A 25,814-nucleotide genomic window follows, 5' to 3' on the forward strand; every position below is an offset into this window, starting at 1 on the left:
CATATAAATAAATCGGTATCAATAAACTTGGCACACTATTGAGTTCTCAAACAACAGACACACCCGGCACCACCACAACATCTCAGCCGTGGATCGCTCCGGAGCAACTTTACTATCTTAGGCACTGCCCGCATCCCTGTCAAACCGGCGATTTCCGATCCGCCAAGCGAATCTTTCACCGGCTGACTCCGGGGAGCAGCGCGGAAATAAACTATACCACCACTCTTCCGGGAGTGCCAACCAGCTCCCGGAAGGTGGCGTCCGCCAAGCGTCGCGGGCCTCTGAAGAGAGCACCCGTTGTGGGCGACGTGAAGGGAAGGTCTGTCCTAGATCGCGGGGGGAACGGAGTCCTCCGAAGCGACCGGCTTGAAGTACGCCGCTCCAAGGGGCGGGAGGCTGACCGTCAGCAACGCGGGCTGCCCGTCCACACCAGGCGTGGAGGCAAGCTGTGGTCCGACATTCAATACGCCCGAACCACCGTAGACGGTGTTGTCGGAGTTGAGGACTTCCACCCACTCCCCGGCCGACGGAACACCCAAAGCGAAGTCGTGGTGCGGAGCTCCCGCGTAGTTCACCGCGCACACCAGAGGATTGCCTTCGCGGTCCCACCGGATAAAGGTGAAGACATTGCGGCCCGCATCGCCGCCGTTGATCCACTGGAACCCGGCCGGTTCGTTATCCAGGGCGTACAGTGCCGGCGTCGAGCTATAGAGCTCATTCAAATCCTTGGTCAGGAGCTGAATGCCACGGTGGGCTGGAATGTCGGCAAGGAACCAGTCAAGGCCATACTGCTCGGACCATTCGGCTTCCTGGCCAAACTCGGTGCCCATGAAAATGAGCTGCTTACCTGGGTGCGCCCACTGGTAGGCAAGGAACGCCCGAAGGTTGGCGAGCTGCTGCCACCGATCACCGGGCATCTTGCGCAGCATCGATCCCTTGCCGTGGACAACCTCGTCGTGGCTGATGGGCAGCAGGAAGTTTTCCGTAAACGCGTAGACGAGGGAGAACGTCATGGTCCCGTGGTGCCAGCTGCGGTTGATCGGATCCTCGGAAGCGTACTTGAGCGAATCGTGCATCCAGCCCATGTTCCACTTGATGCCGAATCCCAGACCGCCCTGGCTGGTGGGAGCGGTAACTCCGGGGAAGGCCGTGGATTCTTCTGCGATCATCACAACGCCCGGATGCGTCTTGTACACGGTGGCGTTGGTCTCCTGCAGGAAGGAGATCGCCTCGAGGTTCTCCCGGCCGCCGTACTTGTTGGGCCGCCACTGGCCGGCTTCGCGCGAGTAGTCCAGGTACAGCATGGACGCCACGGCATCCACCCGAAGGCCATCAATGTGAAACTCCTCAAGCCAGTACAGCGCATTGGCCACGAGGAAGTTCCGTACTTCGGACCGGCCGAAGTCAAAGATCAGCGTTCCCCAGTCCGGGTGTTCTCCCAGCCGCGGATCAGAGTGCTCGTACAGCGGCTGGCCGTCAAACTGTGCCAATGCCCAGGAATCCTTGGGGAAGTGTGCCGGTACCCAGTCCAGCAGGACGCCGATCCCGGCCTGGTGCAGGCAGTCCACGAGGTAGCGGAACTCGTCAGGGTGGCCGAACCGGGAAGTCGGTGCGAAGTATGAGGTGACCTGGTAGCCCCACGAGCCGCCGAACGGGTGCTCCGCAACGGGCATGAACTCCACGTGGGTAAAGCCGAGCCACTGGACGTACTCCACCAGTTCCTTGGCCAATTCGCGGTAGCCGAGCCCCAGGCGCCATGAACCGAGGTGGACCTCGTAGACGCTCATGGGTGAGTTATGCGGATCACGGGCGGCCCGGGCTTCCATCCAGTCCTGGTCCTGGAAGACGTACTGTGCTTCCACCACCTTGGAGCCAGTCAGTGGCGGCACCTCAGTGCCGAAGGCCAAGGGGTCTGCCTTTTCGATCCAGTTACCGTGCCGGGTCTTGATTTCAAACTTGTAGCACGCCCCTGCTAAAACACCGGGAATGAAGACCTCCCAGATGCCGGACGACCCCAGCGACCGCATGGAGTGTTCACGCCCGTCCCAGCCGTTGAAATCACCTTTAACGCGTACGGCCTCCGCGTTGGGTGCCCACACCGCGAAGGACACGCCGTCGACATCCCCGAGAACGGACTTGTAGTGCCGCACGTGGGAACCCAGAGCCTCCCAGAGCTTTTCGTGCCGTCCCTCACCGATCAGGTGCATGTCCAGCTCGCCGACAGTGGGCAGGTAGCGGTAGGGATCGTCAAAGGTCTGCGCCGCCATACCCTGGTATGTCACCTCGAGCCGGTAGTCCGGAACGTGTCCCGGATCGGGCGCGTCCATAACCGCCACCCAGATGCCGTGGGCCTCGTGAACCATGGGAACGACGGCGTCGGCGGTCACCACGGACACGGCTGTGGCGAGGTGCTTGACCGTGCGGATGGTGACGTAGCCATAATCATCCAGATGGGCTCCGAGGACCGAGTGCGGGGCATGGTGTTCGCCGTTGGCAACCTGTCCCAACGTGCCCGGGTCAACACTGATGGGCTTGCGCACGTTTTCCGCTGGAACTGAGTTGGTCATATATTCACCTTCCGCTGCTGCATCCGGCTGGTCGCCGGAGCCGTTACCGCCAAGGATCCGCCTGGACGCATTCACTGGAATGGCCAGCCAACCTGGCCTGTTACGTAATTCGTAGACCACCTCGTAGAGGGCCTTGTCCAGCCACAATGCCATAAAGAGGGGCGATGTCCGGTCAATGGTGCCGGGCGTGACCGAGGTATACCCGGCGATGAAGGCTTCGGCGCAGTCATCAACCCACTCCTGCCGGACCTCAACGCCTTTGCTCTCCCGCTCCGCAGCACCGGCTGCGTAGTCAAAGGATCGCAGCATGCCCACGACGTCGCGCAGGGGAACGTCCGGAGTGCTCCGTTCGGCGACCGGACGCAGGGGTTCACCCTCGAAGTCAAGAATGGCCCAGCGATCCTGATTCCCATCCGCGCCCGCCACTTTGAGAATCTGGCCCAGATGGAGGTCGCCGTGGATCCGCTGCAGCGGCCCGGCGGGACTGCCTTCGACATTTTTCAGCAGCTTTTCAAGTGCATCGTCGTATGAACCGACGGCGGTACCCGCCTCGACCCAGTACTGCCGCACCCGCTGGGCTACTGCTGCTGCAATGTCCCTGCCCGGGACAGACTCGCTCGACTGGCCTAGTGCTTCAGCCAGCCGCACGTGAACGGTAGCCGTAGCCGCCCCCAGCTCGCGTGCCTCAGCGCTGAAGTCGCGACCCTCGCGGGCTGCTTCCACCGCGAGGCGCCAGGCGTCCTGGCCGCCGGCGAGGAATTCGTGCGCCACTGCCAGCTCACCCTCGGCAACATGTGGCTGCCCCTGGCCATCCATGGCCTGCCACTGGCCGCGCACCCAGCCAAGCGTGGCCGGAACTTCGGTACATCCTGCTGCGGTAAGTGCCGCGCCGACGCCAACCTCTGGATTCTCTCCTTCGGAGAGCACCCGGAAGAACTTGATGATGGTGGCTGCAGCGCCGTCGTCGACTATGACCGAACTGTTTGATTGCTCCCCGGTCAGTACACGGCTGGTGGTAGCTGTTGCCGGGAGCGCAGGCCCGGCGGAACTACGGTGTCCTGAAACTCCCGACGGCGGGCCGCTGGCAGCAGGAGTGCCGGAGGCTGCGGGCGTGCCGGGCCGCATAAGGTCAAGCCATGCAGAAATGAAAGCCGGATCGTGGACGGCGTCGTACACCCAGAGCGGGCCGGCGTCGGGAGCCGGCATCTCGCCCACCAGGGCCTTGGACAAGGTATCCGATATGGACAGGTGCCGGCTCAGTGGCACCTGCACAATGTCCCGGCGGATTCCGGTATCGGCACCGGCTGATTCCACGGCCAGCAGCAGGACTTCCAGTTCAACACTCCCGGAACCGGGAAGGCTGAATCCCCCCACCCGCTCCAGGCCAAACTGGGGGGTCTTAACGGGGAACCAGCGTTGCCGCGGCAGCCAGGCGCGCAGGAGTGCTTCGAGAGCGGGATCCAGTTCCGGCGACATCAACATCAGCCTTCGAGGGACAGGACGGGCATGGCCTGTGTATAGGGCGATGCGGGGTTGGAGGCTGCGGAACGCACCCGCAGCCAGAAGAAGTCATGGCTGCCGAGGGTCAGCGTCAACGAACCGTCCTCCCGGATGCCGGGGAAGGGCTGGCCGCCGAACACATCCCGCAGCCCACGGCCGGCGAACTCCGGGATTTTCAGGCTGGCTGCCACGGGATGCTGGGACAGGTTGAAGACGCAGAGGATAGTCTGTGCGGGCTCACCGGCACTGTTGCCTTCGGGGAGATGGCGCAGGTACGCCAGTACGGCGTCGTGGTCTGCCTCAACGTGCCTGTACTCGCCCAGCCCGAAGGCGGGGTGGTTCTTGCGGACACTCAGGATCTGGCGGGTCCAGCGCAGGAGGGAACCTGAGTGCGCAGACTCCGCCTCGACGTTGGCCATGTTGTAGTTGTAGACCAGCGACTGGATGACCGGCAGGTACAGCTTGCCGGGATCAGCGTCTGAAAAGCCCGCGTTGCGGTCGGGATTCCACTGCATGGGCGTGCGGACGGCGTCGCGGTCCTCAAGCCAGATGTTGTCACCCATGCCGATTTCGTCGCCGTAGTACAGGAACGGGCTGCCAGGCAGGGACAGCAGCAGTGCGTTGATCAGTTCGATTTCGGCACGGGAATTATCCAGCAGCGGTGCCAGGCGGCGTCGGATCCCGATGTTGGCCCGCATGCGCGGGTCCGGTGCGTACCAGCCCAGCATTGCGGCGCGTTCGTCCGGCGTGACCATTTCAAGCGTCAGCTCGTCGTGGTTCCGCAGGAACGTGCCCCATTGGGCGCCTTCGGGAATGGCCGGCGTTTCCGCCATTGTCTCGATGATGGGAGCCGCCTTCTGGTCCCGCAACGCGTAATAGAGCCGCGGCATGATGGGGAAGTGGAATGCCATGTGGCATTCCGGTTCCTCTTCGGTGCCGAAATATTCCACTACTTCGTTGGGCGGCTGGTTGGCTTCTGCGATGATGACGCGGCCCGGGTAGTTCTCATCCACCATCTTCCGCAGGTCCTGCAGGAAGTGATGGGTTGCCGGGAGGTTCTCGCAGTTGGTGCCCTCCTCTTCGAAGAGATAGGGAATAGCGTCTGCGCGGAATCCGTCGATTCCCTGGTCCAGCCAGAACCTGACGACGTCGAACAAAGCGTCGATGACCCTGGGGTTCTCAAAGTTAAGGTCCGGTTGGTGGCTGAAGAAGCGGTGCCAGAAGAACTGCCGGCGGATGGGATCGAAGGTCCAGTTGGATTCCTCGGTGTCCACGAAAATGATGCGGGCGTCCTGGTATTTCTCGTCGGTGTCGCTCCACACATAGAAATCACCGAACGGACCATCCGGGTCCCGGCGGGATTCCTGGAACCAGGGGTGCTGGTCCGACGTGTGGTTCAGCGGAAGGTCGATGATCACGCGGACGCCGCGTGCGTGGGCTTCGGCCACGAGGCGCTTGAAGTCGCTGATGGTGCCAAACTCGTCCAGTACCGAGTTGTAGTCCGAGATGTCGTAGCCGCCGTCGCGCAGCGGTGACTGGAAGAACGGCGGCAGCCAGAGGCAGTCCACGCCCAGCCACTGCAGGTAGTCAAGCTGGTTGATCAACCCGATGAAGTCTCCCGAGCCGTCCCCGTTACCATCCGCGAAAGCCCTGACCAGCACTTCATAAAACACGGCCTTCCGGTACCACAGAGGATCATGTTGCAGGCCCGGAGCATTCAGCTCGAAGGTGTTTTTGGGAGTGTAGTGCTGGCTTGAGCCTTGCGGGTTGAAACTCACGGACGCGTTCTCCTCACGCTCAGGATGTGGGCGGGTTCGGCATGGGGGTCCAGACGGACGTAGTTGTCGCTGCCCCACTCCCAGCTTTGGCCGGAGATGAGGTCATCGACCCGGAAGCGGCCCTCAGGAGTCAGGTCTTCCCTATCCAGTTCGAGTGCGGCCAGATCCAGGGAGACGTTGCATTCCCGGGTGACGTGCGGATCGACGTTGACGACAACGATGATGGTGTCCTTGGTACCGTCAGGAAGCATCTTGTGCTTGGAGTACACCACGGTGAAGTCGTCAGTGCTGCGGTGGACTGTGAGGTTCTGCAGGTCCAGCAGCGCCGGGTGGGCCCGCCTGATCTCGTTGAGCCGGGTCAGGTACGGGGCCAAAGTGCGGCCGGACCTTGCGGCGCCTTCCCAGTCCCGCGCCTTGTACTCAAATTTCTCGTTATCGATGTACTCTTCGGCGCCGGGCCGGGCCACGTGCTCGTAGAGTTCATAACCGGCGTAGACGCCCCACAACGGACTCGCCGTAGCAGCAAGGGCGGCCCGGATCCGGAAGGCAGCCGGTCCGCCGAACTGCAGGTAGGGAGTCAGGATGTCCGGGGTGTTGACGAAGAAGTTGGGCCGGAAGTAGGCCGCACTGTCGTGGCTGACCTCGTTGAAGTAGCTTTCCAGCTCCTCCCTGGTGTTCCGCCAGGTGAAGTACGTGTAGGACTGCTGGAACCCAGCCCTGCCCAGCGCGTGCATCATGGCCGGCCTGGTAAAGGCCTCGGCCAGGAACACCACGCCGGGGGTCTTGGCGTTGACTGACTTGATCAGCCACTCCCAGAACCACACCGGTTTGGTATGTGGATTATCCACGCGGAAGATCCGCACGCCGTGACTGACCCACAGCTCCACGATCCGCAGGATTTCGCGGGACAGGCCGTCGGGATCGTTGTCGAAGTTCAGCGGGTAGATGTCCTGGTACTTTTTGGGCGGGTTCTCGGCGTAAGCGATGCTGCCATCGATCCTGGTGGTGAACCATTCAGGATGCGACTCCACCCAGGGATGGTCCGGAGCCGCCTGCAGGGCAAGGTCCAGCGCAACTTCCAGGCCCAGCTCATTGGCGCGGGCCACAAAGGCGTCGAAATCCTCGAACGTTCCCAGATCCGGGTGGATGGCGTCGTGCCCGCCCTCTTTCGCCCCGATAGCCCATGGTGAACCGGGATCTTTGGGGCCGGCGACGAGCGTGTTGTTGGGTCCCTTGCGGAACTGGACGCCAATGGGGTGGATGGGCGGCATGTACAGGACGTCAAAACCCATCTCGGCCACCGCGTCCAGCCGCTTGGCGGCGGTGCGGAAGTTTCCGGACGTCCAGGTGCCGTCCTGCGGATCAAATACGGCGCCCTCGGAGCGGGGGAAGAACTCATACCAGGCTCCGCGTCCTGCCCGGTCCCGCTCCACCAGCAACGGATAGCGCTGGGACGTGGTCACCATTTCGCGGATGGGGAGACGTTCGACGGCGGCAGTTACTTCGGGCGCGAAACCGGCGGCAAGCCGTTCCCCGATGGTGCGGCCCGCATCTGCCAGGGCTTCTGCCGCCCGGCGGAAGGTGAGCTGGTCCGCAGCGTCGCGGCCGGCGTCACCAGCGGCTTCGGACAGGAGTGCTGCGCCTTCGGCGAGCATCAGCTCTACGTCCACTCCGGCAGCGATCTTGACTTCGGCATTGTGGTGCCAGGTTCCGTAACGGTCATGCCAGGCCTCGATGGCAAAGGACCAATCCCCCGGTTCGCCGGGGACCAGCTGTCCCTCCCAGCGGTCAGTTCCCATTCCGCGCTCGCCGCGGGGCGGGCTGAGCCGGACCCACTGGCGTTCCACTCCCTGCGGATCAAAGAGGATGGCGCTGACACCGAGTTGGTCGTGGCCTTCGCGGAATGCAGTGGCGCCGACCGTGATGGCCTCACCAGGGAGGGCCTTCGCGGGGAACTTGCCATCCTCGACCACCGGCTGCACGGCGGTGATCGGAAACCGGCCAAATTGCAAACCGGACGTCACACCCCCGGCCCCGGGCTTCGCAGACTTTCGCTCCCCCGGCAGTGGATTCTCCGGGCGTAGATGTACTCCGTTAGTCGTCACACCTCGACGTTAGCGACAAAAACGGGAGATTGCTAAGTCGTCTGTCTTTTTTTCCTTTACGTCGCATGGGCATACCGCAGTGGTGTAAAAGGGGGTAAAAACGAAGAGTACCCGGCTATTACCGGATGGAAACCATTAGTTAAAAGAAACCCAATCCTGTTCCTGCCGACCACCTTGTCCGTTAGTGTGGCGCAGGTGAAGGCTATCCGCAGGTTTACCGTCCGCACCGTCCTACCCGAGTCCATCCGGCCGCTCGCCAGGTTGGCCACCAACCTGCGCTGGTCGTGGCACCGGCCCACGCGCGAACTCTTTGCAGGGCTCAACCCCAGGGTTTGGGCCGAATCGGAGCATGACCCGGTGACTTTCCTGGGCCTTGTAAGCCGCGAGGACCTCCATAGGCTGGCCGGCGATCCGGAGGTCGTGGCCAAGGTCCAGGCCGCCGCCCAGGACCTGGACCGCTACCTCGAGGAGCCACGCTGGTACCAGGGGCTGGGAGCGGACGCGCCGGCGTCGATCGCTTACTTTTCTCCGGAATTCGGCATCACCGAGGTGCTGCCGCAGTACTCTGGCGGCCTCGGGATTCTGGCCGGCGATCACCTCAAAGCGGCCTCGGACCTGGGCGTCCCGCTGATCGGCGTGGGGCTGCTGTACCAGGCCGGCTACTTCAAGCAATCGCTGTCGCGTGATGCCTGGCAGCAGGAAACCTACCCTGTCCTGGACCCGGACGGCCTGCCTCTGACCCTGCTTCGCGAACCGTCAGATGACGGCAACGGTCCTGCCATCCAGATCTCGCTGCCGCTGCCCAATGGACGCCGGCTGCTGGCACGCATCTGGTGTGCCGACGTCGGACGTGTTCCTCTGCTTTTGCTGGATTCCAACGTGCCGGGTAATGATGACGCCGCCCGTAGCGTCACCGACCGTCTGTACGGCGGCGGCGGCGACCACCGGCTGCAACAGGAGCTCCTGCTGGGAATGGGCGGAGTCAAGGCACTGCGTGTCTACCAACGCCTGACCGGTTGCCCCGCTCCGGAGGTCTTCCACACCAATGAAGGCCACGCCGGATTCCTGGGCATTGAACGCATCCAGGAATTGATGGCCGGGGACCGGGCCCTTGGCTTCGATGAAGCGTTGACAGCCGGACGTGCATCCACGGTCTTTACCACGCATACTCCCGTGCCGGCCGGGATTGACCGCTTCGAGATCGCACAGATCCAGCACTTCTTCCAGGCAGGGCTGGCTCCTGCCGTACCCGTTGACCGGATCCTGGGCCTGGGCCGCGAAAACTTCGACGGCGGCAACCCGTCAGTCTTCAACATGGCGGTGATGGGCCTGCGCCTCGCCCAGCGGGCCAACGGCGTGGCCAAGCTCCACGGCGTGGTCTCCCGTGGCATGTTCTCGGCTCTCTGGCCGGGCTTCGACCAGTCCGAGGTTCCCATCACTTCTGTAACCAACGGGGTCCATGTCCCCACCTGGGTGGATAGCCGCATCTCCGAGCTCGCACGCCAGCAGTTTGGCGGCGAGGCCGAGGCTAACGGCCGTTGGGACCTCGCCTACAACGTCAGCGACCTGGACGTTTGGCAGGTCCGGAAGGAGATGCGTTCCGTCCTGGTGGAGGACGTCCGGCGCCGGCTCCGGGCTGCCTGGAAGAAGCGCGGCGCTGCCGATGCTGAACTCGCGTGGACGGACAACGTGCTTGACCCCAACGTGCTCACTATCGGCTTTGCCCGGCGTGTTCCCACCTACAAGCGCCTCACCCTGATGCTCCGCGAGCCGGACCGGCTGCGCGCGCTGCTCCTGCACCCCACACATCCCATCCAACTGGTCATCGCCGGCAAGTCCCACCCCGCCGACGACGCCGGTAAAAAGATGATCCAGGAACTGGTCCGCTTCACGGACGATCCCGAGGTGCGCCACCGGATCGCGTTCCTGCCCAACTACGACATCGCCATGGCCAGGACCTTGTTCCCCGGGTGTGACGTCTGGCTGAACAATCCGCTGCGCCCCCTTGAGGCATGTGGTACATCGGGCATGAAGGCTGCCCTGAACGGCTCCCTTAACCTCTCGGTCCTGGATGGCTGGTGGGACGAAATGTACGACGGCGAGAACGGGTGGGCGATTCCTACGGCCAACAATGACGCATCCCCGGAGGAACGGGACGACATCGAGGCGGCAGCGCTGTATGAACTCCTGGAGACCCAGGTGGCTCCGCGTTTCTACGGCACCACTGTCTCCGGAGCCGCCGGCGCAGCAGGTCCGTCAGAAGCTGGAACCGAGAAGGTGCCCACGCACTGGGTCTCGATGATCAAGCACACGTTGGCCCACCTCGGCCCCGCCGTGTCCGCGGACCGCATGCTCCAGGACTACGTGAACACCCTGTACCGCCCCGCCGCCACTGCCGGCAGACAAGCCGTCGCCAACGACTTCGAACAGGCACGCCATCTCGCCTCCTGGACCACCACGGTCCGTGAAGCCTGGCCGCACGTCCACGTGGAGCACGTGGATTCCCTGGGCGTTTCCGAAGATCCGCAGATCGGCGACACCCTGCACGTCAATGCCTACGTTGCGCTGCACTCGCTTTCCACCGAGGACGTCTCGGTGGAGGTGGCATTCGGCCGCGCCGGGGACGGCGATGAATTGAGCGACATCACGCTCCTGGAGTTGAAGCCGCTTGAGGACCTGGGCAATGGCCGGCACCTGTTCACCGGCTCGGTGCTGATCGACCGCTCTGGTTCGTTCGGCTACACGGTGCGGGTCTTACCCCGTCATTCGGCACTGGCTTCGAAGGCGGAACTGGGGCTGATCGTTAACGCCTGACGTGATCCCGAATTTTTCACCTCGGTGCGTAGTGCTCTACAAGTTCGGACCCAAGGCGGGCGAGGTGGACCTTGACAGAGTCGGGTTCCAGCACCTCGACGGTTGAACCCCAGCCCGCTATTAGCTCAGCGATGGACAGGGCCATCGGTGCGGCGATGCGAACGCGGACGCGCCCGTCGTCGCCGGTTTCCAAAGTCTCGCAGTGACGGCCGAACTGGGATCGTAGGACTGTCAGCCGGTCTGCGGGAATGAGCACGGTCGCCCAGAGGAGCGCGCGACGCTGCTCCACTTCGTCAACGATCCGACTCCATTCCGGTGATAACTCGAAGTCTGCGGGCCGTTCAGCGGGAGTCTCGGTAATGGCAGCCCCGGTTATCCGATTGATGCGGAAGGTGCGCTGTCCTTTTTCGGTGCCAGCGACGAGATACCAAACGTCATCTTTGTCAACCAGCCCCAACGGGTCAACAAGGCGTCGACTCAGTTGACGTCCGCGGTCTTCGTACTCCAGCGAGACCTTTCGCCGGCGAATAACTGCGTCCTGAAGAATGTCGACCAGATCGGGGCGTTCACGCTCACGTTCTCCCCAGGGTGTGGGGTCCACCACGACGGCATCGGCGGCCGCCCGGGCATCTTCCCGGAAGGTGTTCGGCAGAGCTTGCACGAGCTTGCGCAGCGCTGAGCGGACCGAAGGCGCCAGGGACGCGGCTGGACCAGCGAGCAGGAACAGAGCCTTCACCTCGGTTGCAGTGAGACCGGAGAGGTCCGTACGGGCACCTCCTACGAGCGACCATCCGCCGCCCCGTCCGGGCTGAGGGTAAACCGGGACCCCAGCCGTAGAAAGCGCATCGAGGTCGCGACGGGCGGTAGCTACCGACACCTCGAGCTCCACTGCCAACTCAGCAGCGGTCACACGACCGCGGGCCTGCATGAGTAAGAGGGTAGCCACCAGTCGATCCGCTCGCATACTTGCCACATCCCCCGGGAAAAGTGCTCACTTGTTGAACACTTTAGGTAGGCATGATGGGAATCACAAGCATAGGAACACCGCCGCAGACAGGAGCACAGCAATGTTTCGAGGATTTGCCACCGTCAGCTTTTACGCCGACGACCTGGTCGCCGCCAGAGACTGGTACACCGAACTGCTAGGCATAGAGCCGTACTATGCCTTCCCGCCACCGCCAGCGATACCGGCCTACCTTGAGTTCAGAGTTGGGGACGACGAGGATGAATTGGGCCTCATAGACCGCCGCTATGCCCCTGAAGGAGCGGCCAACACTCCCGGCGGTGCAGTGATGTTCTGGCACGTCGATGATCTCGACGCCACCATCAGCAAATTGCGCGCGATGGGCGCCTCCGAGTACGAACCGGTAACCGCTCGTGAGGCTGGTTTCACGACCGCGTCGGTGGTCGACCCCTTCGGCAACATCCTGGGCATCATGCACAATCCGCACTACCTGCAGATGCTCACCGCCCGGGCGCAACCAACGTCCTGACCGGCACGTCCTAGGTGCGGTAGATGTTGATGGAGTAGGCCTCCACCAGATCTGTGCTCCCTGCCTGGACTGTGGCGCCCTGGCGCCGCTCGTGGCTGTCCGCCGTGGTGAGCCGCAGCTCAAAGGTACGTTCGGCGTCGCCGGCGTCATTCAATACCTCAGGCAAGGTGATCTTGGCGTCCTCAGGCCCGCCGTTGATCACCACCAAGCCCGCTACCATGCCGTTTTCCGCGCCCAGCAGCAACTGGACCAGGCGATGGTGCGAATCGTTCCACTGCTCGGATGACATCGGCTTGCCGTCGGGGCCATACCAGTACATGTAGGACTGTTCGTCGCGCAGGGGGTAGTCATACGGCTGGCCGGCCAGGAATTCCTTGCGGAGCCGGATAAAGCGTTTGGTGTTGCGGAGCATCGCCTGGGACTCGCTGGTCGGAGTCCAGTCCAGCCAGGTGATGGCGTTGTCCTGGCAGTAGGCGTTGTTGTTGCCCTGCTGGGTGCGGGCCAGTTCATCGCCAGCTGTGATCATAGGCACGCCCAGCGAGATCATCAGCGACGCCATCAGGTTGCGCCGGGTTCTGGCGCGCTTGGCAAGGACGAGCTCGTCCTCGCTGCGGCCTTCAATACCGTGGTTATAGCTTTTGTTGTCCCCGTGGCCGTCCCGGTTCTGCTCGCCGTTGGCCTCATTGTGCTTGCGGTCATAGGCAGTGAGGTCCGCGAGGGTGAAACCGTCGTGGGCGGTGATCAGGTTGACAGAGGCCAGCCTGGAACGCCCCGATGCTTCGAACAAGCCGGCCGAGCCGGACAGCGCGTCCGCCAGCCGGGCCACAGAGGTGCCGCGGCCGCCGGCATCAATGGCGCCGCGGTCCGCGACCCAGAAAGTCCGCAGGGCGTCGCGGAAGTGGTCGTTCCAGTCCACCCAGCCTGGCGGGAACTGGCCGGTCTGCCAGCCGCCATAGCCCACGTCCCAGGGCTCTGCGATGAGCTTGACATCCGAAAGCACGGGGTCCGCCGCGATGGCCACCAGGAACGGATGCCTGGGATCGAACTCATTGGCCCCATTCCGGCACAGCGTGACGGCAAGATCGAACCGGAAACCATCGATGTGGAATTCATCCACCCAGTAGCGCAGCGAGTCCAGGACCAACTGCACCACGCGCGGTTCGCCAAAGTTCATGCTATTGCCGCAACCAGTGGTGTCCAGGTACTTACCCTTGCCGTCGGTGCGGTAATACTTGTCCTCGCCGAGCCCCCGGAAACTCAACGCGCCGCCGTCGGGTCCGCCTTCTGCCGTGTGGTTGTAGACCACGTCCAGGATGACTTCGAGGCCGGCGGAATGGAGCAGCTTGACCATGCCCTTGAACTCGTCCTGAACCGCCTGCGGACCTGCATCGCGGGCAGCCTTGGTGGCGTAAGCACCGTGCGGGGCGAAGAAAGCTGCTGTGTTGTAGCCCCAGTAGTTGGTGAGCCCCAGATTCTGCAGGTGCGGCTCGTCCAGATGAAAGTGGACCGGCAGCAGCTGCACGGAGGTAATGCCCAGAGACTTGAGATGTTCAATAATGGCCGGGTGCGCCATTCCCGCATACGTGCCGCGGAGTTCCTCGGGCACATCCGGGTGCAGCATGCTCTGGCCACGGACGTGGGCCTCATAGATGATGGTGTTCCGCCAGTGCAGCCGTGGCCGTTCATCGCCGCCCCAGTAAAAGTCGCTGGCCATTCTGACGCTGGTCAGGAAGCCTTCCTGCTCATCCACCGCCCGGCCATATGGATCCAGCAGCAATGGCTGCCCGCCGCCGTCGTCAAGATTCGCGGTAGGGAAGGACAGCGGCAGCGTCGCTTCCCGGGAAGTGGAGCGGAAGCCGTAACGGGTGCCTACCGGGAAACCCTCAACGACGCCGTGGTGCACGCCGTTGGTGACGTTCGGGAGCTTCTTGGTCTGCCATTCCCCGCCGGGCGCCTTGTACAAAACCTCCAGCCGGTCCACCCCTGGAGCGTACACAGCCACGTTGACGCAGGCATGCCGGGGATCGTCCAACGCGGGGATCCCCGAGCGCGGGACGCTGAGACCCAGCGGCAGGGCTTTGGAGGCGTCCATGGTGGAAGCTGTCTCTAAGAGGGGCATGACCATTAGTCAAATATTAGCCGCCCCGCCTGAATCTCCGGTTTCTCCGTGAATTCCTTGGATATGTGACGTCCGGCCCCCGACTGCGGGGTCCCATGCATACTTGAGGAAATCACACGACGTGGAGGTACAAAATGCGGGTCGCCCTTGCCCAGATCATTTCCGGCCGGGATACCTCGGAGAATCTAGCCCTGCTGCGCGACTTTGCGGGCCGCGCAAAAGCGGGGGGCGCCGAACTGGTGGTGTTTCCTGAGGCCAGCATGCGGGCTTTCGGCAATTCGCTGACGGACATCGCCGAGCCGCTGACCGGACCCTGGGCTTCCAATGTCCGGGAGATTGCCACTTCGCTGGACGTGGTGATCGTGGCGGGCATGTTCACACCGGGCGGTGCTGCCGATTCCGCGGGGCCCGCCGGCGGTTCTCCCGCCAAGGTCCGGAACACGCTCCTCGCCACCGGCCCCGGCGTCGAGGCGCACTACGACAAAATCCACCTTTTTGACGCGTTCGGATTCCTCGAATCGGACACAGTGGTTGCGGGAACGGAACCGGTGACTTTCGACGTCGGCGGCCTCACCTTCGGACTGGCTACCTGCTACGACATCCGCTTCCCGGACCTGTTCACCACTAACGCGCTACGCGGCGCCGAGGTCAGCATCGTATGTGCCTCCTGGGGTGCCGGCCCCGGCAAGGTGGATCAGTGGCGACTGCTGTCCCGCGCCCGGGCACTGGATTCCACCACCTACGTCCTTGCCTGCGGGCAGGGCGACCCGGCAAGCCAGGGCATCACAACCAAAAACGGGGCCCCCACCGGGGTGGGCCATTCCGCCGTCGTCTCCCCGCTTGGGGAGGTTCTTGAAGAGCTCGACGGCGCCCCGGGCCTGGTGTTGGCGGACCTGGACCCCGGAGTCGTGAAGTCAGCCCGCCAAACCCTCCCGGTCCTGGCCAACCGTCATGAGTTCTGAAAACAGCGTCGGAGGTCCGGCTTTTGCGTAGGCTGCGTTGTTGCGTGAGGAACGAGCGCAGCAGCCGGCAAAAGCCGACCCGCCGGAACTATTTAGCGGCGCGCTGCCGTGAAACTTCGTAGAGGGAGATGCCCACGGCCATGGAGGCGTTGAGCGATTCCATGGCGGAGTCGATCGGGATGGAGACGATCTGGTCGCAGTTTTCGCGGACCAGGCGGCTGAGGCCTTTGCCCTCGGAGCCAACCACGATGCAGACGGGTTCGCTTGCCAGCGCAAGGTCGGGCAGCGAAACATCGCCGTCGCCGTCCAGGCCCAGGACGTAGATGCCCATGTGCTTGAACTGCTTGAGGGCGTTGTTCAAGTTGGAGGCCCGGGCCACGGGGACGCGGACTGCTGCACCGGCGCTGGTCTTCCAGGCTGAGGCCGTGACGCCGACGGAGCGGCGTTCGGGGACGATCACGCCGTGCCCGCTGAATGCGGAGACGGAACGGATGATTGCACCGAGGTTCCGCGGATCCGTGATGCCGTCAAGTGCCACGAAGATCGGAGCGTTGGCGATGTAGCCCTTTTTCCACTTCTCCACGGTCTGTTCGGCGAGGTCGTACGCGTCCTGGTACTCATACGGCGGGATCTGCAGGACCAGGCCCTGGTGGATGGCGTCGTCGGTCATTCGGTCGAGCTCAGGCTTGCCCGTCTCCATCAGGGGAATGCCACGCTCGGCGGCAATCTTGAGGGATTCCTTGACGCGGTCGTCCATCTCGATGCGGATGGCAATGTGCAGGGCCTTGGCCGGGATACCGGCCCGCAGGGCTTCCACCACGGAGTTGCGCCCGGTAACGACTTCCTCGGTGGCACGGCCCTTGGGACCTGTCCGTGCGGCGCCGGCGCTGCGTGCACCCGGGGAACGCTTGGCAGCGGAACGTTCGGCCAGCTGCTTGTTCTTGTGGGCCTTGTGGTACGGCCGGTCCTCGGCCTTGGGCGTGGGGCCCTTGCCTTCAAGTGCCTTGCGGCCGTGGCCACCGGTTCCGACCGTGGGGCCCTTCTTTGCTTTAATCGATCGGCGACCATTGTTGGCCATGAGAATTCCACCCTTGATTGTTTGACTGAGTCTGCATACCAGTCTACTGACTCAAGTTAAATCGAGGATCCGGCCTTTCCCGGCAGCTCGACCGCCGGGCCGGTCAATCCCGCTGCAGGCTCCACGTGGCGCCGTCCGGGCCGTCCTCGACGACGACTCCCGCAGCCTTCAAGGTGTCCCTGATGGCGTCCGAAGCAGCCCAGTCTTTGGCGGCGCGCGCCGTGGCGCGGGCCTCGAGCTGTGCTTCCACCAGGACGTCGAGTGCCGACATCGCCTGGCTGGTCCCCGCAGCTGCCGTCGCAACGGCGTTCAGACCCAGGATGTCAGTCATGATGGCAACTGCGGCCCTCGCGCTGCCTGCCGCCTTGTCATCCCCGGAGGCCAAAGCGCTGTTTCCGGTCCGAACCGTCTCGTGAAGGGCGGCCAGTGCGCGCGGGACGTTCAGATCATCGTCCATGGCGTCCCCGAAAGCCTGCAGGGCTTCCGTCATCACGCTGTCCTGCCCTGCAACAAATCCGAAGTCCGTGCCCAATCGCGCCGACGCTTTCGCCAGGAATCCGTCAATGCGTTCGACGGCGGCAGCTGCCTCCTGCAACGACGTCGGCTGGTAGTCCAGCACAGAGCGGTAGTGCGCCTGGCCCAGGTAGTAGCGGACCACCCGGGGCGAGGCCAGTTTGAGCATCTCGGCAGGGCTGATGGTGTTGCCAATCGACTTGGACATTTTTTCACCCTGGTAGGTGACCATGCCGTTGTGCATCCAGAAGTTGGCAAAGCCGTGGCCGGCCGCCTGTGACTGGGCCATCTCGTTCTCGTGGTGCGGGAAGCGCAGGTCCAGGCCGCCGCCGTGGATATCGAATTCGGTGCCCAGGTACTTGGTGACCATGGCGGAGCATTCAAGGTGCCAGCCCGGACGGCCCGCACCCCACGGCGATTCCCAGCGCGCCGTCGTCGGCTCTCCCTCTTTGTAGCCCTTCCAGAGCGCAAAGTCGCGCGGATCCTTTTTCCTGTTGCTGAACTGGGGTTCGACGTCCGGTGCGGCCTGCATGTCATCGATGTTCTGGCGTGTCAGGGAACCGTACTTGTGCCAGGACTGTACGTCGAAGTAGACATCGCCGGAGTCGTCCAGTGCCGGGTAGGCATGGCCACGGTCGATCAGCAGCTGGATCAGGGCGTGCATTTCCGGGATGTGGCCGGTGGCACGGGGCTCGTAGGTGGGCCGGGAAACACCCAGGGTGTCGTAGGCGTTCAGGAATTCCTGCTCATAGCGGTAGGCCAGTGCCCACCATTCTTCCGCCGGGACTTCGCCCGGAACGTTGAAGTCCGGCTCAAAGGACTGGGCCGATTTTGCCAGGATCTTGTCATCAATATCCGTGACATTGCGGACCACTGTGACCCGGTGGCCCCGGTAGGTCAGCCAGCGGGTCAGTTGGTCGAAGGCGACCGCCGAGCGGATGTGGCCCACATGCGGCATGCCCTGCACCGTGGCGCCGCAGTAATACAGGCTCGCTTTACCCGGGATGAGGGGAACGAAGTCGCGGACTTCGGCGGATGCTGTGTCATAGAAGCGCAGGGTCACCGCTCCAGATTAGCCGATGCGGCGCGGACGGACAGCCAGGGCTGGTGTGGCCGTCAGGAGGCTCCCGCGGGATAAACCAGCGCTGTGGCGATGGCCCCAATTCCTTCTCCGCGGCCGGCAAAGCCCAGCCCGTCGCTGGTGGTGGCGGTGACGCTGACCGGCGCTCCCGCCGCTTCACTGAGCACCCTTTGAGATTCTTCGCGGCGCGGCCCGAACTTGGGCCGGTTGCCCACGAACTGCACGGCGATATTGCCGATCTCGAACCCGGCGGCGCGGACGATACGGGCGGCCTCGGCCAGGAGGGTAACTCCCGATGCTCCGGCGAACTCAGGCCTGTCCGTGCCGAAGTGGACGCCGAGATCGCCGATCCCGCAGGCTGAGAACAGCGCGTCGGCGGCAGCATGGGCCACGGGGTCGGCGTCGGAATGGCCGGCCAGGCCGCGTTCGCCCTCCCAGAACAGTCCGCCCAGCCACAGCGGACGCGGCTGGTCCTGGGGCCCGAAGGCGTGGACATCAACGCCGATGCCGGTTCGGGGCAGGATCAAGGGACTGGCACTCATTTCTAGCCTTCCACCCAACGCACACCCAGTGGACCCTCAAGCAGACCCTCGGCAATGATGAGGTCCAGTGGCGTGGTGATCTTCAGGGACTGGGTGGAACCGCGCACCACGTAGACCGGCTCACCAATGGATTCCACCAGCATGGCGTCGTCGGTGATGGCGGCGGCCTGGGCGTTATCGAGGAGTGCTGCGGATTCATGGGCGCGCTGGAGCGTCTTCAAGGCAAAGCCCTGCGGTGTCTGGACGGCCCGGAGCTCCTCCCGGACAGCGGTACCGGTGACAATCTCGGGTGCGACGGCGGCATCTCCGGCACCGGAGGCAGCGGTGACTGTTTTGATGGTGTCCACGACGGGTACCGCGGGAATCACTGCAGTGGCACCGGCGGCAAGGGCATCCGCAACACGCTTGAAGACGTTTTCGGGAGTCAACGCCCGGGCTGCGTCGTGGACCAGGACCGCCTCGGTGCCCTCGAGGACGGCGGCTAATGCCGAACGCACGGACTCCGGGCGGCTCGCGCCGCCGTCGACGACTGTCACCAACGGGTTGGACAGAGTTCCGTCCGGCTGGTCAGATTCGCTGCGTAGTTCATCGGCGAAATTTTCGCAGATCGTGACCAACGCCCCGTCTCCGGCAGGCACGGCCACGCAGATCTGCCGGACAATCCCGGCCGCAGCAACCCCGCGGAGGGCATGCATGAGGATGCTGGCTTCACCCAACGGCACACGTGCCTTGGGGATGCCATAGCCCAGGCGCTCACCGGATCCTGCGGCCACCACAATGGCGGCCATGACCGGGCGCGGATTCTCGGCGGTCCGCGGCGTGTCAGTGCTCCGCGGGGTGTCAATACTCATGCGCCCAAGCCTACGACGCCTGACCCCCGCTGCCGCATCCAAACTGGTGAGAAAGCACCCGGTAAAAAGAAACCCGGCTGCACTCGGTGCAGCCGGGGCTCAATTCTTAGGAGGCCAAAACCTCGTCGAGGACGTTTGCCGCCGCTTCCTCGTCAGTCTTTTCAGCCAAAGCCAGTTCTGAAATCAGAATCTGCCGGGCCTTGGCCAACATCCGCTTCTCACCTGCGGAGAGGCCACGATCGTGATCACGTCGCCACAAGTCGCGGACTACTTCCGCTACCTTGATGACATCACCGGAGGCAAGCTTTTCAAGGTTGGCCTTGTACCGGCGTGACCAGTTGGTGGGCTCTTCAGTGAACTCGGCACGGAGAACGTCAAAAACGTGCTCCAGGCCTTCCTTGCCCACTACGTCACGTACCCCAACAAGGTCAACGTTTTCTGCTGGAACTTCAATGGTCAGATCACCCTGGGCCACTTTGAGCTTGAGATACATTTTCTCTTCGCCCTTGATGGTGCGCATCTTGATTTCTTCAATTTTCGCAGCACCGTGGTGAGGGTAAACTACTGTCTCGCCGACCTCAAATACCATGTGGACATATCCCCTTTCCCGCAGACCAGTTTATCACGATTCAGGCATACGACTGGCCTGGGATAGGCCCAAGATCCGCGAAAATACGCGGAAATAGTGGAGGATCGACCCCCTCAAACCCCTTGACGAACCCGGATAATAGTGCATACCGAACTCCGTGCCAAGGGTCGTATGACCGCACCGAATCCTCGATTGTGCCCGTTTGCGGATAGGCTATGGCTGAATAATGTTCCAAGACTCTCAAGGAGTACGTGACGTGCGTTTCACTGCGATGACCCGGGCCCGGCGCAGCAAGGTTGCCATGGCGACAGCCGCTCTTGGCATCAGCCTCCTGTCCGTGACCGGCTGCGGATACACCAACCCGCAGCAGACCAATCACCAGTACTCCGCCTCGGACGGCATCGCCGCTGACCTCGGCCCGCTGCAGCTGCGCAACATCATGATTATTTCCACCGGTGAAGATAACCCCGGTCGCGTCATCGGCGCTGTTTTCAACTCGTCCTCGCAGGACGTCAACCTCACCATCCGCGGTGCTAAGGGTTCTGAAACCCAGATTCCGGTGAAGGCAAAGTCCAACACCCTCCTGAACGAATCGTCGGATGAAGCGATCCTGAGCACCACCGGCGACATCCCGGGTTCCCTGCTGGACGTCACCGTCCTGGAAAGCGCCACAAACATGGAGCAGACCGTCAGCGTTCCCGTTCTTGACGGAACACTGCCCGAGTACGCGGCGTACCTGCCGGAGGGCAGCACTCCTACCGAATCCGCATCTCCTACCGCCTCCACCACTGAATCGGCTGAACCGCACGCCACTGAAGGCGCAGCCGGCGGCCACTAGGGCGGTACCGCCCGTCCGGGACCTGTAACGGAACCTAAAAGAGGAGGAGTTCCCGCTCGGAACTCCTCCTCTTTTACGTGGACTTGGCAGCTGCCCCCGAAACGGGCAGCCCCTGGCCTAGGGCTCGAACTTGTACCCGAGGCCGCGGACGGTCACCAGATACCGCGGCAGGGACGGGTCCGGCTCGATCTTGCTGCGGAGCCGCTTCACGTGGACATCCAGGGTTTTGGTGTCGCCGACGTAGTCAGAGCCCCACACCCTGTCAATCAGCTGCCCTCGGGTCAGGACCCTGCCGGAATTGCGCAGCAGCATCTCCAGCAGCTCGAACTCCTTCAGCGGCAGGGACACATGTTCCCCGCCTACGCTGACCACATGCCGTTCAATGTCCATCCGGACGGGCCCGGCCTGCACCGTGGAGGCGACCAGCTCTTCCGGTTCACCCTGGCGGCGCAGCACGGCACGCACCCGTGCGACCAGCTCGCGGGAAGAGTATGGTTTGGTGACATAGTCGTCAGCGCCGAGTTCCAGGCCCACAACCTTGTCTATCTCAGAATCCTTGGCAGTGAGCATGATGACCGGAACCGTGGAACGCTGGCGCAACTGACGGCAAACCTCGGTGCCGGACTGGCCGGGGAGCTGGAGGTCCAGGAGCACAAGGTCGGCGCCGTTGCGATCGAACTCGGTGATGGCATCGAGGCCGTTGTCCACCACCTCAACTTCGAAACCTTCCTTGCCCAGCAGATAGGACAGTGGATCACTGAACGATTCCTCGTCCTCAACTATGAGAATCCTGCTCAAGCGCTAGCTCCTTGCTCGTGGACGCCATGGACGTCAGTTCGATGATCGGCACCGCGGTGCCCTGGCCGGGGAGCGGGCTTTTGTTGCTCCTGCCCCTCCATCTCCGGAAGCCGAAGCGTAAACGTTGAACCTTGGCCGGGCTGGGACCAGACGGTCACCTCGCCGCCGTGGTTGGAGGCGACATGCTTGACGATGCTGAGCCCGAGGCCCGTGCCACCGGTATGCCGGGACCTCGCGGTGTCCACACGGTAGAAACGCTCAAATACCCGTTCCTGGTCCTCCGGCTTGAGCCCAGCGCCCTGGTCCGTCACCGACACGGAGATCAAACCGTCCTTGGCCCGCACCCCGATTCCTACAGTGGTATTTTCCGGGGAGTATTGGATGGCGTTGTCGATCAGGTTCCGCAGCGCGGTGACCAGCAGATCGGGGTCGCCGTACACCCTGGCCTCGACTCTCCCACCGATGACGATCGCAATATTTTTGCTTTCGGCCGGCAGTTGCGAACGGTCTACGGCCTCGCTGATGATCGCATTGATGTCCACGGGTTGGCTCTGCTGCGCCAGCCCGGCGCCCTGAAGTCGGGAGAGCTCGATGATATCCTGGACCAGCGCCGCAAGGCGGGCTGACTCCTTGTGCATGCGTTTGGTGAAACGGCGCACGGCTTCTTCGTCGTCCGCTGACGATTCAAGCGCTTCGGCCAGCAGGGAAATCGCACCCACAGGCGTTTTCAGTTCATGGGAAACATTGGCCACGAAGTCGTTGCGGATCTGTTCGGTACGGGTAATCTCAGTGCGGTCATCCGCCAGCAGGACGATGTATTCCTCACCAAGCATGGCTGCGCGGATCTGGACGATGATGGTGCCCTGGCCGAGCGGACCGCGCGGGAGTTCCAGTTCCTTCTCAAGGATGACGCCATCCCGGCGCACACCCGCCGTCATGTCCAGTAGCTCGCGGTGCACCACAGTGTGTCCACGGACCAGGCCATAGGCATAGGCGGCAGGGCTGGCACGCACCACGCCGTCGATAGCATCCACTACAACAAAGGCCCGTCCTACGACGGCCAGGACTTCTGCAGAACCCGTAGGCAGGATGGGCTCTTCGAAGTCGATGTCCACCAGCTGGCGCTGGCGTTCGCTGAGTCGGAACGCAAGCACGCCGAAAATGCCCAAAGACAGGCCAATGAGGCCAGCGACGACGGCAATGAGCATGGGGTCCACGGCACCAGCTTATGCTCTCCGCATCAACCAATCTGCCGATACTTCGCCAATGTTGCCCCGGTTCAGCTAACGTTCATCTTGCAGTGCCGAACAGTTCACCCTGGACTGAGAGAGTCAGGAGTTGGACTGCCGACCGGCAAGATGAAATCCGGCGACCGCCGCGGGTTTCCAAGGAAAGGACGCCTACGTGCGTAAGGTTTTTCAGAAAGAGCTCGCCCAGGTGGGCGAGGACCTGATCGAAATTTCAAAACTCGTCAGTGCAGCGATTGACAATGCAACCACGTCCTTTGAAACAGCGGACGTCGATCTTGCCCAGGATGTCATTGCAGCTGACGCCCGCATCGACTTCCTGCAGAACAGCCTCGACGAACGCGCCATCGACATCCTTGCCCTGCAGGGTCCGGTAGCCAGCGACCTCCGTATGATCGTCGGCTCGCTCCGTATGAGCGCCTCCCTCGAGCGCATGGGCGACCTCGCCCGGCACCTTGCCCAGCTCGCGCGGTTGCGCTACCCCGCCAACGTCATTCCCGCCCCGATGACCGAAACGTTCAAGAACTTTGCCGAACAGGACAGCCTCATTGCGGCCAAGGTGACCGAACTGCTGGAAACGCGCAACCTTGACGTAGCGCGCGAGATCCTCAAGGCCAACGCCAAGGTCAACGACCTGCACGCCAGCGTGTTCCAGGCCATCGCCAGCAGCGACTGGAAGGAAACACCGGCCACCACCGTGGACGTTGCCCTGGCCAGCCGCTACTTCGAGCGTTTCGCCGATCACGGCGTTTCGGTCGCCCAGAAGGTCACCTACCTGGTTACCGGCGACTGGCACCCGAACGGCGAAGTGGTCTAGTTTCCGCCAGATAGCGTACGACGCCGGCCGGTCACCTTGTGCAAGGTGACCGGCCGGCGTCACTAAACTGCAGCGCCAGCGAAGAGTTACTTTTTACCCTGGTTGGCCACTGCCATGATCGCTGCCTCAGCGGCATCCGGATCCAGGTAGGTGCCGCCGGCCTTGATCGGCTGGAAGTTTTCATCCAGATCGTAAACCAAGGGAATGCCCGTGGGGATGTTCAGGGCGGCGATGGCGTCGTCGCTGATGCCGTCAAGGTGCTTGACCAGGGCGCGCAGTGAGTTGCCGTGCGCCGTGACCAGCACGGTCTTGCCGGCCTTGAGGTCTTCCTTGATGTCCGACTCCCAGTACGGCAGCAACCGGACCAGGACGTCTTTGAGGCATTCGGTGCGGGGAACTGCGCCGTCTCCGATGTCCTGGTAGCGGGGGTCGCCCACCTGGGAGAACTCGGAATCGTCCGCGAGCGGCGGCGGCGGGGTGTCGTAGGAGCGGCGCCATTCCATGAACTGTTCCTCGCCGTACTCAGCAAGGGTCTGGGCCTTGTCCTTGCCCTGCAGGGCACCGTAGTGGCGCTCATTGAGGCGCCAGTCGCGCTTGACGTCGATCCAGCCGCGATCGGCCCTGTCCAGTGCCAGGTTGGCAGTGTTGATGGCACGCTTCAGGCGTGATGTGTACAGGATGTCCGGGAGCACATCGTGCTCAACCAGCAGCTCGCCGCCGCGGACGGCCTCGGTGCGTCCTTGGTCGTTCAGGTCAACGTCCACCCAGCCGGTGAACAGGTTCTTGGCGTTCCATTCGCTGTGGCCGTGGCGCAGCAGAATCAGCTTGTAAGTCATGAATTTCATCCTAGCGGAGCGGAAACATCCCTTGCCGGGCGTTACAGCCGCGCGTTACATCGCAACCATTGAGCCCGCTAGTCTTGGCGGGTGGTGCAGAAAGCTGAGCGGGTGGCCTCCGCGCGAAAGCCAGGCAGGAACGGCACTGCCGGCAAGCCCATCGGCAACGTCACCCGCGGAACCACCAACCCGAACCGGATGCGCCGCGTGGACCGCTGGCTTACCGGAACCCAGGCGTGGCGCCTGCGCCGTGCAGCTGACCCTCTCGTGGTGGACTTGGGCTACGGCGCAACGCCGGCCACCGCCGTCGAACTTTTCCTGCGATTGAAGGTCATTAGACCGGACGTGCGGGTATGCGGGATCGAGATTGAGCCTGAGCGGGTGCGCGCTGCCCTGCCGCTGGAGCAACCGGGCCTCAGCTTCCATTCCGGCGGATTTGAGCTGCCGGTGGCAGGCAATCCCGTGGTGGTGCGCGCCTTTAACGTACTGCGCCAATACGAGGAGAAAGACGTCGCAGCAGTGTGGCGCATTGTCCAGGACCGGCTGTCCGGAGACGGCCTGTTCATCGACGGGACGTGCGATGAGATTGGCCGGCGGGTGAGCTGGATTGCCCTTGACCGGGAGGGACCGCTGAGCCTGAGCATGTCCATGCGGTTCGGGAGTTTTGAGCTGCCCTCCGAGGTGGCTGAACGGCTGCCCAAAGCCCTCATCCACCGCAACGTCCCGGGCGAGCCGGTTCACCGGCTGCTGCAGGCGATGGACCGCGCCTGGCTGGAAGCGGCGCCGCTGGCAGGGTTCGGCAACCGCCAGCGCTGGACGGCTATGTGCAGGGCACTGCGCGACGGCGGGTGGCCGGTACACGACGGCGTCTCCCGCTGGCGCCTGGGGGAACTGACGGTGGCGTGGGAAGCAGTAGAGCCCCTGGCGGAGGCCAGGCGTTAAGTTTCTACCAGCCGCCGTAGGGCCCCGTATTGCGGGTGCCGCCGCGTCCGGCGTCGCGGACTGCCGGGCGGACGTCAGCGAGGTAAACGGAGGCTGCCACGACAGCGGCAAGGCCGAAGAGCCCCAGGGTTCCGAAGAGACCGCCGCCGCTGCCGAAGAAGGAGATCAGGCCGATGAGGGTGGCGCCGCCGGTCAGAGCCAGCCAGAAACCCTTGGTCCTCTTGCCCATTGCTTCAAAGGAAGCCGCCTTGTGCCGGAGACAGTCGACGAAGGCCCAGATCTCAAGGCCCAGCGCGACGAGCGCAAGCACAAAAAAGATGGCTTGCTCCACATAAGAAATCATC

General features: G+C 63.3%; 20 protein-coding genes. 6 read left to right on the forward strand and 14 right to left on the reverse strand.

Annotated features, from left to right (window positions below; translation table 11 throughout):
• Nucleotides 1-326 precede the first annotated feature (326 nt).
• From glgB to AC50X5_RS15025, 3 genes are read right to left on the reverse strand one after another with little or no spacing between them, the layout of a single operon-like run.
• Nucleotides 327-4,046, reverse strand: a complete 3,720-nt coding sequence (glgB, locus tag AC50X5_RS15015) for a 1,4-alpha-glucan branching protein GlgB (protein WP_494976963.1) — start codon at nt 4,044-4,046, stop codon at nt 327-329.
• 2 nt (nt 4,047-4,048) lie between these two features.
• Nucleotides 4,049-5,845 carry a maltose alpha-D-glucosyltransferase gene (gene treS, locus AC50X5_RS15020; protein WP_494976884.1) on the reverse strand — a complete coding sequence of 599 codons (1,797 nt, stop codon included), beginning with the start codon at nt 5,843-5,845 and terminating at the stop codon, nt 4,049-4,051.
• Nucleotides 5,842-7,911 carry an alpha-1,4-glucan--maltose-1-phosphate maltosyltransferase gene (locus tag AC50X5_RS15025; RefSeq protein ID WP_494976964.1) on the reverse strand — a complete coding sequence of 690 codons (2,070 nt, stop codon included), beginning with the start codon at nt 7,909-7,911 and terminating at the stop codon, nt 5,842-5,844. Before AC50X5_RS15025 ends, treS begins: the two co-directional genes overlap by 4 nt.
• A 234-nt stretch (nt 7,912-8,145) precedes the next feature.
• Between AC50X5_RS15025 and glgP the strand changes: the two genes are divergently transcribed.
• Nucleotides 8,146-10,764 (forward strand): alpha-glucan family phosphorylase, encoded by a 2,619-nt coding sequence (gene glgP, locus AC50X5_RS15030; protein ID WP_494976885.1) that lies wholly within the window; start codon nt 8,146-8,148, stop codon nt 10,762-10,764.
• A 16-nt stretch (nt 10,765-10,780) separates the two neighbouring features.
• Here the strand turns inward: glgP and AC50X5_RS15035 are convergent, their stop codons facing one another.
• Nucleotides 10,781-11,710 carry a helix-turn-helix transcriptional regulator gene (locus AC50X5_RS15035; RefSeq protein ID WP_494976886.1) on the reverse strand — a complete coding sequence of 310 codons (930 nt, stop codon included), beginning with the start codon at nt 11,708-11,710 and terminating at the stop codon, nt 10,781-10,783.
• Nucleotides 11,711-11,831: 121 nt separating this feature from the next.
• Here AC50X5_RS15035 and AC50X5_RS15040 point away from each other — a divergent pair, with 121 nt between their 5' ends.
• A complete protein-coding gene (locus tag AC50X5_RS15040; RefSeq protein WP_494976887.1) occupies nt 11,832-12,257 on the forward strand; it encodes a VOC family protein in 426 nt (141 codons plus the stop codon).
• A gap of 10 nt (nt 12,258-12,267) precedes the next feature.
• Here the strand turns inward: AC50X5_RS15040 and glgX are convergent, their stop codons facing one another.
• The gene (gene glgX, locus AC50X5_RS15045; protein WP_494976888.1) at nt 12,268-14,382 is read right to left on the reverse strand and encodes a glycogen debranching protein GlgX; all 2,115 of its coding nucleotides are present in this window, start codon (nt 14,380-14,382) and stop codon (nt 12,268-12,270) included.
• Between the two features lie 128 nt (nt 14,383-14,510).
• Between glgX and AC50X5_RS15050 the strand changes: the two genes are divergently transcribed.
• Entirely contained in the window at nt 14,511-15,338 is an 828-nt protein-coding gene (locus tag AC50X5_RS15050) for a carbon-nitrogen hydrolase family protein (RefSeq protein ID WP_494976889.1), read from the forward strand.
• An 88-nt stretch (nt 15,339-15,426) separates the two neighbouring features.
• On the opposite strand, the gene rlmB is transcribed toward AC50X5_RS15050, so the two are convergent.
• The 5 genes from rlmB to AC50X5_RS15075 all read right to left on the reverse strand — a co-directional run bounded on the left by rlmB (nt 15,427) and on the right by AC50X5_RS15075 (nt 19,992).
• Entirely contained in the window at nt 15,427-16,416 is a 990-nt protein-coding gene (gene rlmB, locus AC50X5_RS15055) for a 23S rRNA (guanosine(2251)-2'-O)-methyltransferase RlmB (protein ID WP_463936974.1), read from the reverse strand.
• Nucleotides 16,417-16,519: 103 nt separating this feature from the next.
• Nucleotides 16,520-17,992 carry a cysteine--tRNA ligase gene (cysS, locus tag AC50X5_RS15060; protein ID WP_494976890.1) on the reverse strand — a complete coding sequence of 491 codons (1,473 nt, stop codon included), beginning with the start codon at nt 17,990-17,992 and terminating at the stop codon, nt 16,520-16,522.
• 53 nt (nt 17,993-18,045) lie between these two features.
• A complete protein-coding gene (gene ispF / locus AC50X5_RS15065) occupies nt 18,046-18,552 on the reverse strand; it encodes a 2-C-methyl-D-erythritol 2,4-cyclodiphosphate synthase (RefSeq protein ID WP_494976891.1) in 507 nt (168 codons plus the stop codon).
• Nucleotides 18,553-18,554: 2 nt separating this feature from the next.
• A complete protein-coding gene (ispD, locus tag AC50X5_RS15070) occupies nt 18,555-19,403 on the reverse strand; it encodes a 2-C-methyl-D-erythritol 4-phosphate cytidylyltransferase (RefSeq protein WP_494976892.1) in 849 nt (282 codons plus the stop codon).
• Between the two features lie 106 nt (nt 19,404-19,509).
• Nucleotides 19,510-19,992, reverse strand: coding sequence for a CarD family transcriptional regulator (locus AC50X5_RS15075; protein ID WP_330188312.1), 483 nt, complete (start codon nt 19,990-19,992; stop codon nt 19,510-19,512).
• A gap of 271 nt (nt 19,993-20,263) precedes the next feature.
• Between AC50X5_RS15075 and AC50X5_RS15080 the strand changes: the two genes are divergently transcribed.
• Nucleotides 20,264-20,830, forward strand: coding sequence for a hypothetical protein (locus AC50X5_RS15080; RefSeq protein ID WP_494976965.1), 567 nt, complete (start codon nt 20,264-20,266; stop codon nt 20,828-20,830).
• Between the two features lie 117 nt (nt 20,831-20,947).
• On the opposite strand, the gene AC50X5_RS15085 is transcribed toward AC50X5_RS15080, so the two are convergent.
• Nucleotides 20,948-21,628 carry a response regulator gene (locus AC50X5_RS15085; protein WP_463936970.1) on the reverse strand — a complete coding sequence of 227 codons (681 nt, stop codon included), beginning with the start codon at nt 21,626-21,628 and terminating at the stop codon, nt 20,948-20,950.
• Complete coding sequence (locus AC50X5_RS15090) at nt 21,625-22,836, reverse strand: sensor histidine kinase (RefSeq protein WP_494976966.1); 1,212 nt, start codon at nt 22,834-22,836, stop codon at nt 21,625-21,627. The genes AC50X5_RS15085 and AC50X5_RS15090 overlap by 4 nt, the downstream gene beginning before the upstream one ends.
• 196 nt (nt 22,837-23,032) lie before the next feature.
• Here AC50X5_RS15090 and phoU point away from each other — a divergent pair, with 196 nt between their 5' ends.
• On the forward strand, nt 23,033-23,692 hold the full coding sequence (phoU, locus tag AC50X5_RS15095) for a phosphate signaling complex protein PhoU (RefSeq protein WP_463936969.1): 660 nt from the start codon (nt 23,033-23,035) through the stop codon (nt 23,690-23,692).
• An 86-nt stretch (nt 23,693-23,778) separates the two neighbouring features.
• On the opposite strand, the gene AC50X5_RS15100 is transcribed toward phoU, so the two are convergent.
• Nucleotides 23,779-24,528 carry a phosphoglyceromutase gene (locus tag AC50X5_RS15100; RefSeq protein ID WP_493984070.1) on the reverse strand — a complete coding sequence of 250 codons (750 nt, stop codon included), beginning with the start codon at nt 24,526-24,528 and terminating at the stop codon, nt 23,779-23,781.
• Between the two features lie 90 nt (nt 24,529-24,618).
• On the opposite strand from AC50X5_RS15100, the gene AC50X5_RS15105 reads away from it, so the two are divergent.
• Nucleotides 24,619-25,470, forward strand: a complete 852-nt coding sequence (locus AC50X5_RS15105) for a class I SAM-dependent methyltransferase (protein ID WP_494976893.1) — start codon at nt 24,619-24,621, stop codon at nt 25,468-25,470.
• A 4-nt stretch (nt 25,471-25,474) separates the two neighbouring features.
• Here AC50X5_RS15105 and AC50X5_RS15110 read toward each other — a convergent pair whose 3' ends face one another.
• Nucleotides 25,475-25,813 (reverse strand): DUF2516 family protein, encoded by a 339-nt coding sequence (locus AC50X5_RS15110; protein WP_494976967.1) that lies wholly within the window; start codon nt 25,811-25,813, stop codon nt 25,475-25,477.
• Nucleotide 25,814: the final 1 nt, after the last annotated feature.

The sequence above is a fragment of the Pseudarthrobacter sp. MDT1-40-2 genome, assembly GCF_059383595.1.

What these genes read in the sequence shown, in the direction of transcription:
- AC50X5_RS15040 (WP_494976887.1), top strand. Translation starts at nt 11,832, where the DNA reads ATGTTTCGAGGATTTGCCACCGTCAGCTTTTACGCCGACGACCTGGTC.
- glgX (WP_494976888.1), bottom strand. Translation starts at nt 14,382, where the DNA reads ATGGTCATGCCCCTCTTAGAGACAGCTTCCACCATGGACGCCTCCAAA.
- AC50X5_RS15050 (WP_494976889.1), top strand. Translation starts at nt 14,511, where the DNA reads ATGCGGGTCGCCCTTGCCCAGATCATTTCCGGCCGGGATACCTCGGAG.
- rlmB (WP_463936974.1), bottom strand. Translation starts at nt 16,416, where the DNA reads ATGGCCAACAATGGTCGCCGATCGATTAAAGCAAAGAAGGGCCCCACG.
- ispF (WP_494976891.1), bottom strand. Translation starts at nt 18,552, where the DNA reads ATGAGTGCCAGTCCCTTGATCCTGCCCCGAACCGGCATCGGCGTTGAT.
- ispD (WP_494976892.1), bottom strand. Translation starts at nt 19,403, where the DNA reads ATGAGTATTGACACCCCGCGGAGCACTGACACGCCGCGGACCGCCGAG.
- AC50X5_RS15075 (WP_330188312.1), bottom strand. Translation starts at nt 19,992, where the DNA reads ATGGTATTTGAGGTCGGCGAGACAGTAGTTTACCCTCACCACGGTGCT.
- AC50X5_RS15080 (WP_494976965.1), top strand. Translation starts at nt 20,264, where the DNA reads ATGACCCGGGCCCGGCGCAGCAAGGTTGCCATGGCGACAGCCGCTCTT.
- AC50X5_RS15090 (WP_494976966.1), bottom strand. Translation starts at nt 22,836, where the DNA reads ATGCTCATTGCCGTCGTCGCTGGCCTCATTGGCCTGTCTTTGGGCATT.
- AC50X5_RS15100 (WP_493984070.1), bottom strand. Translation starts at nt 24,528, where the DNA reads ATGACTTACAAGCTGATTCTGCTGCGCCACGGCCACAGCGAATGGAAC.
- AC50X5_RS15110 (WP_494976967.1), bottom strand. Translation starts at nt 25,813, where the DNA reads ATGATTTCTTATGTGGAGCAAGCCATCTTTTTTGTGCTTGCGCTCGTC.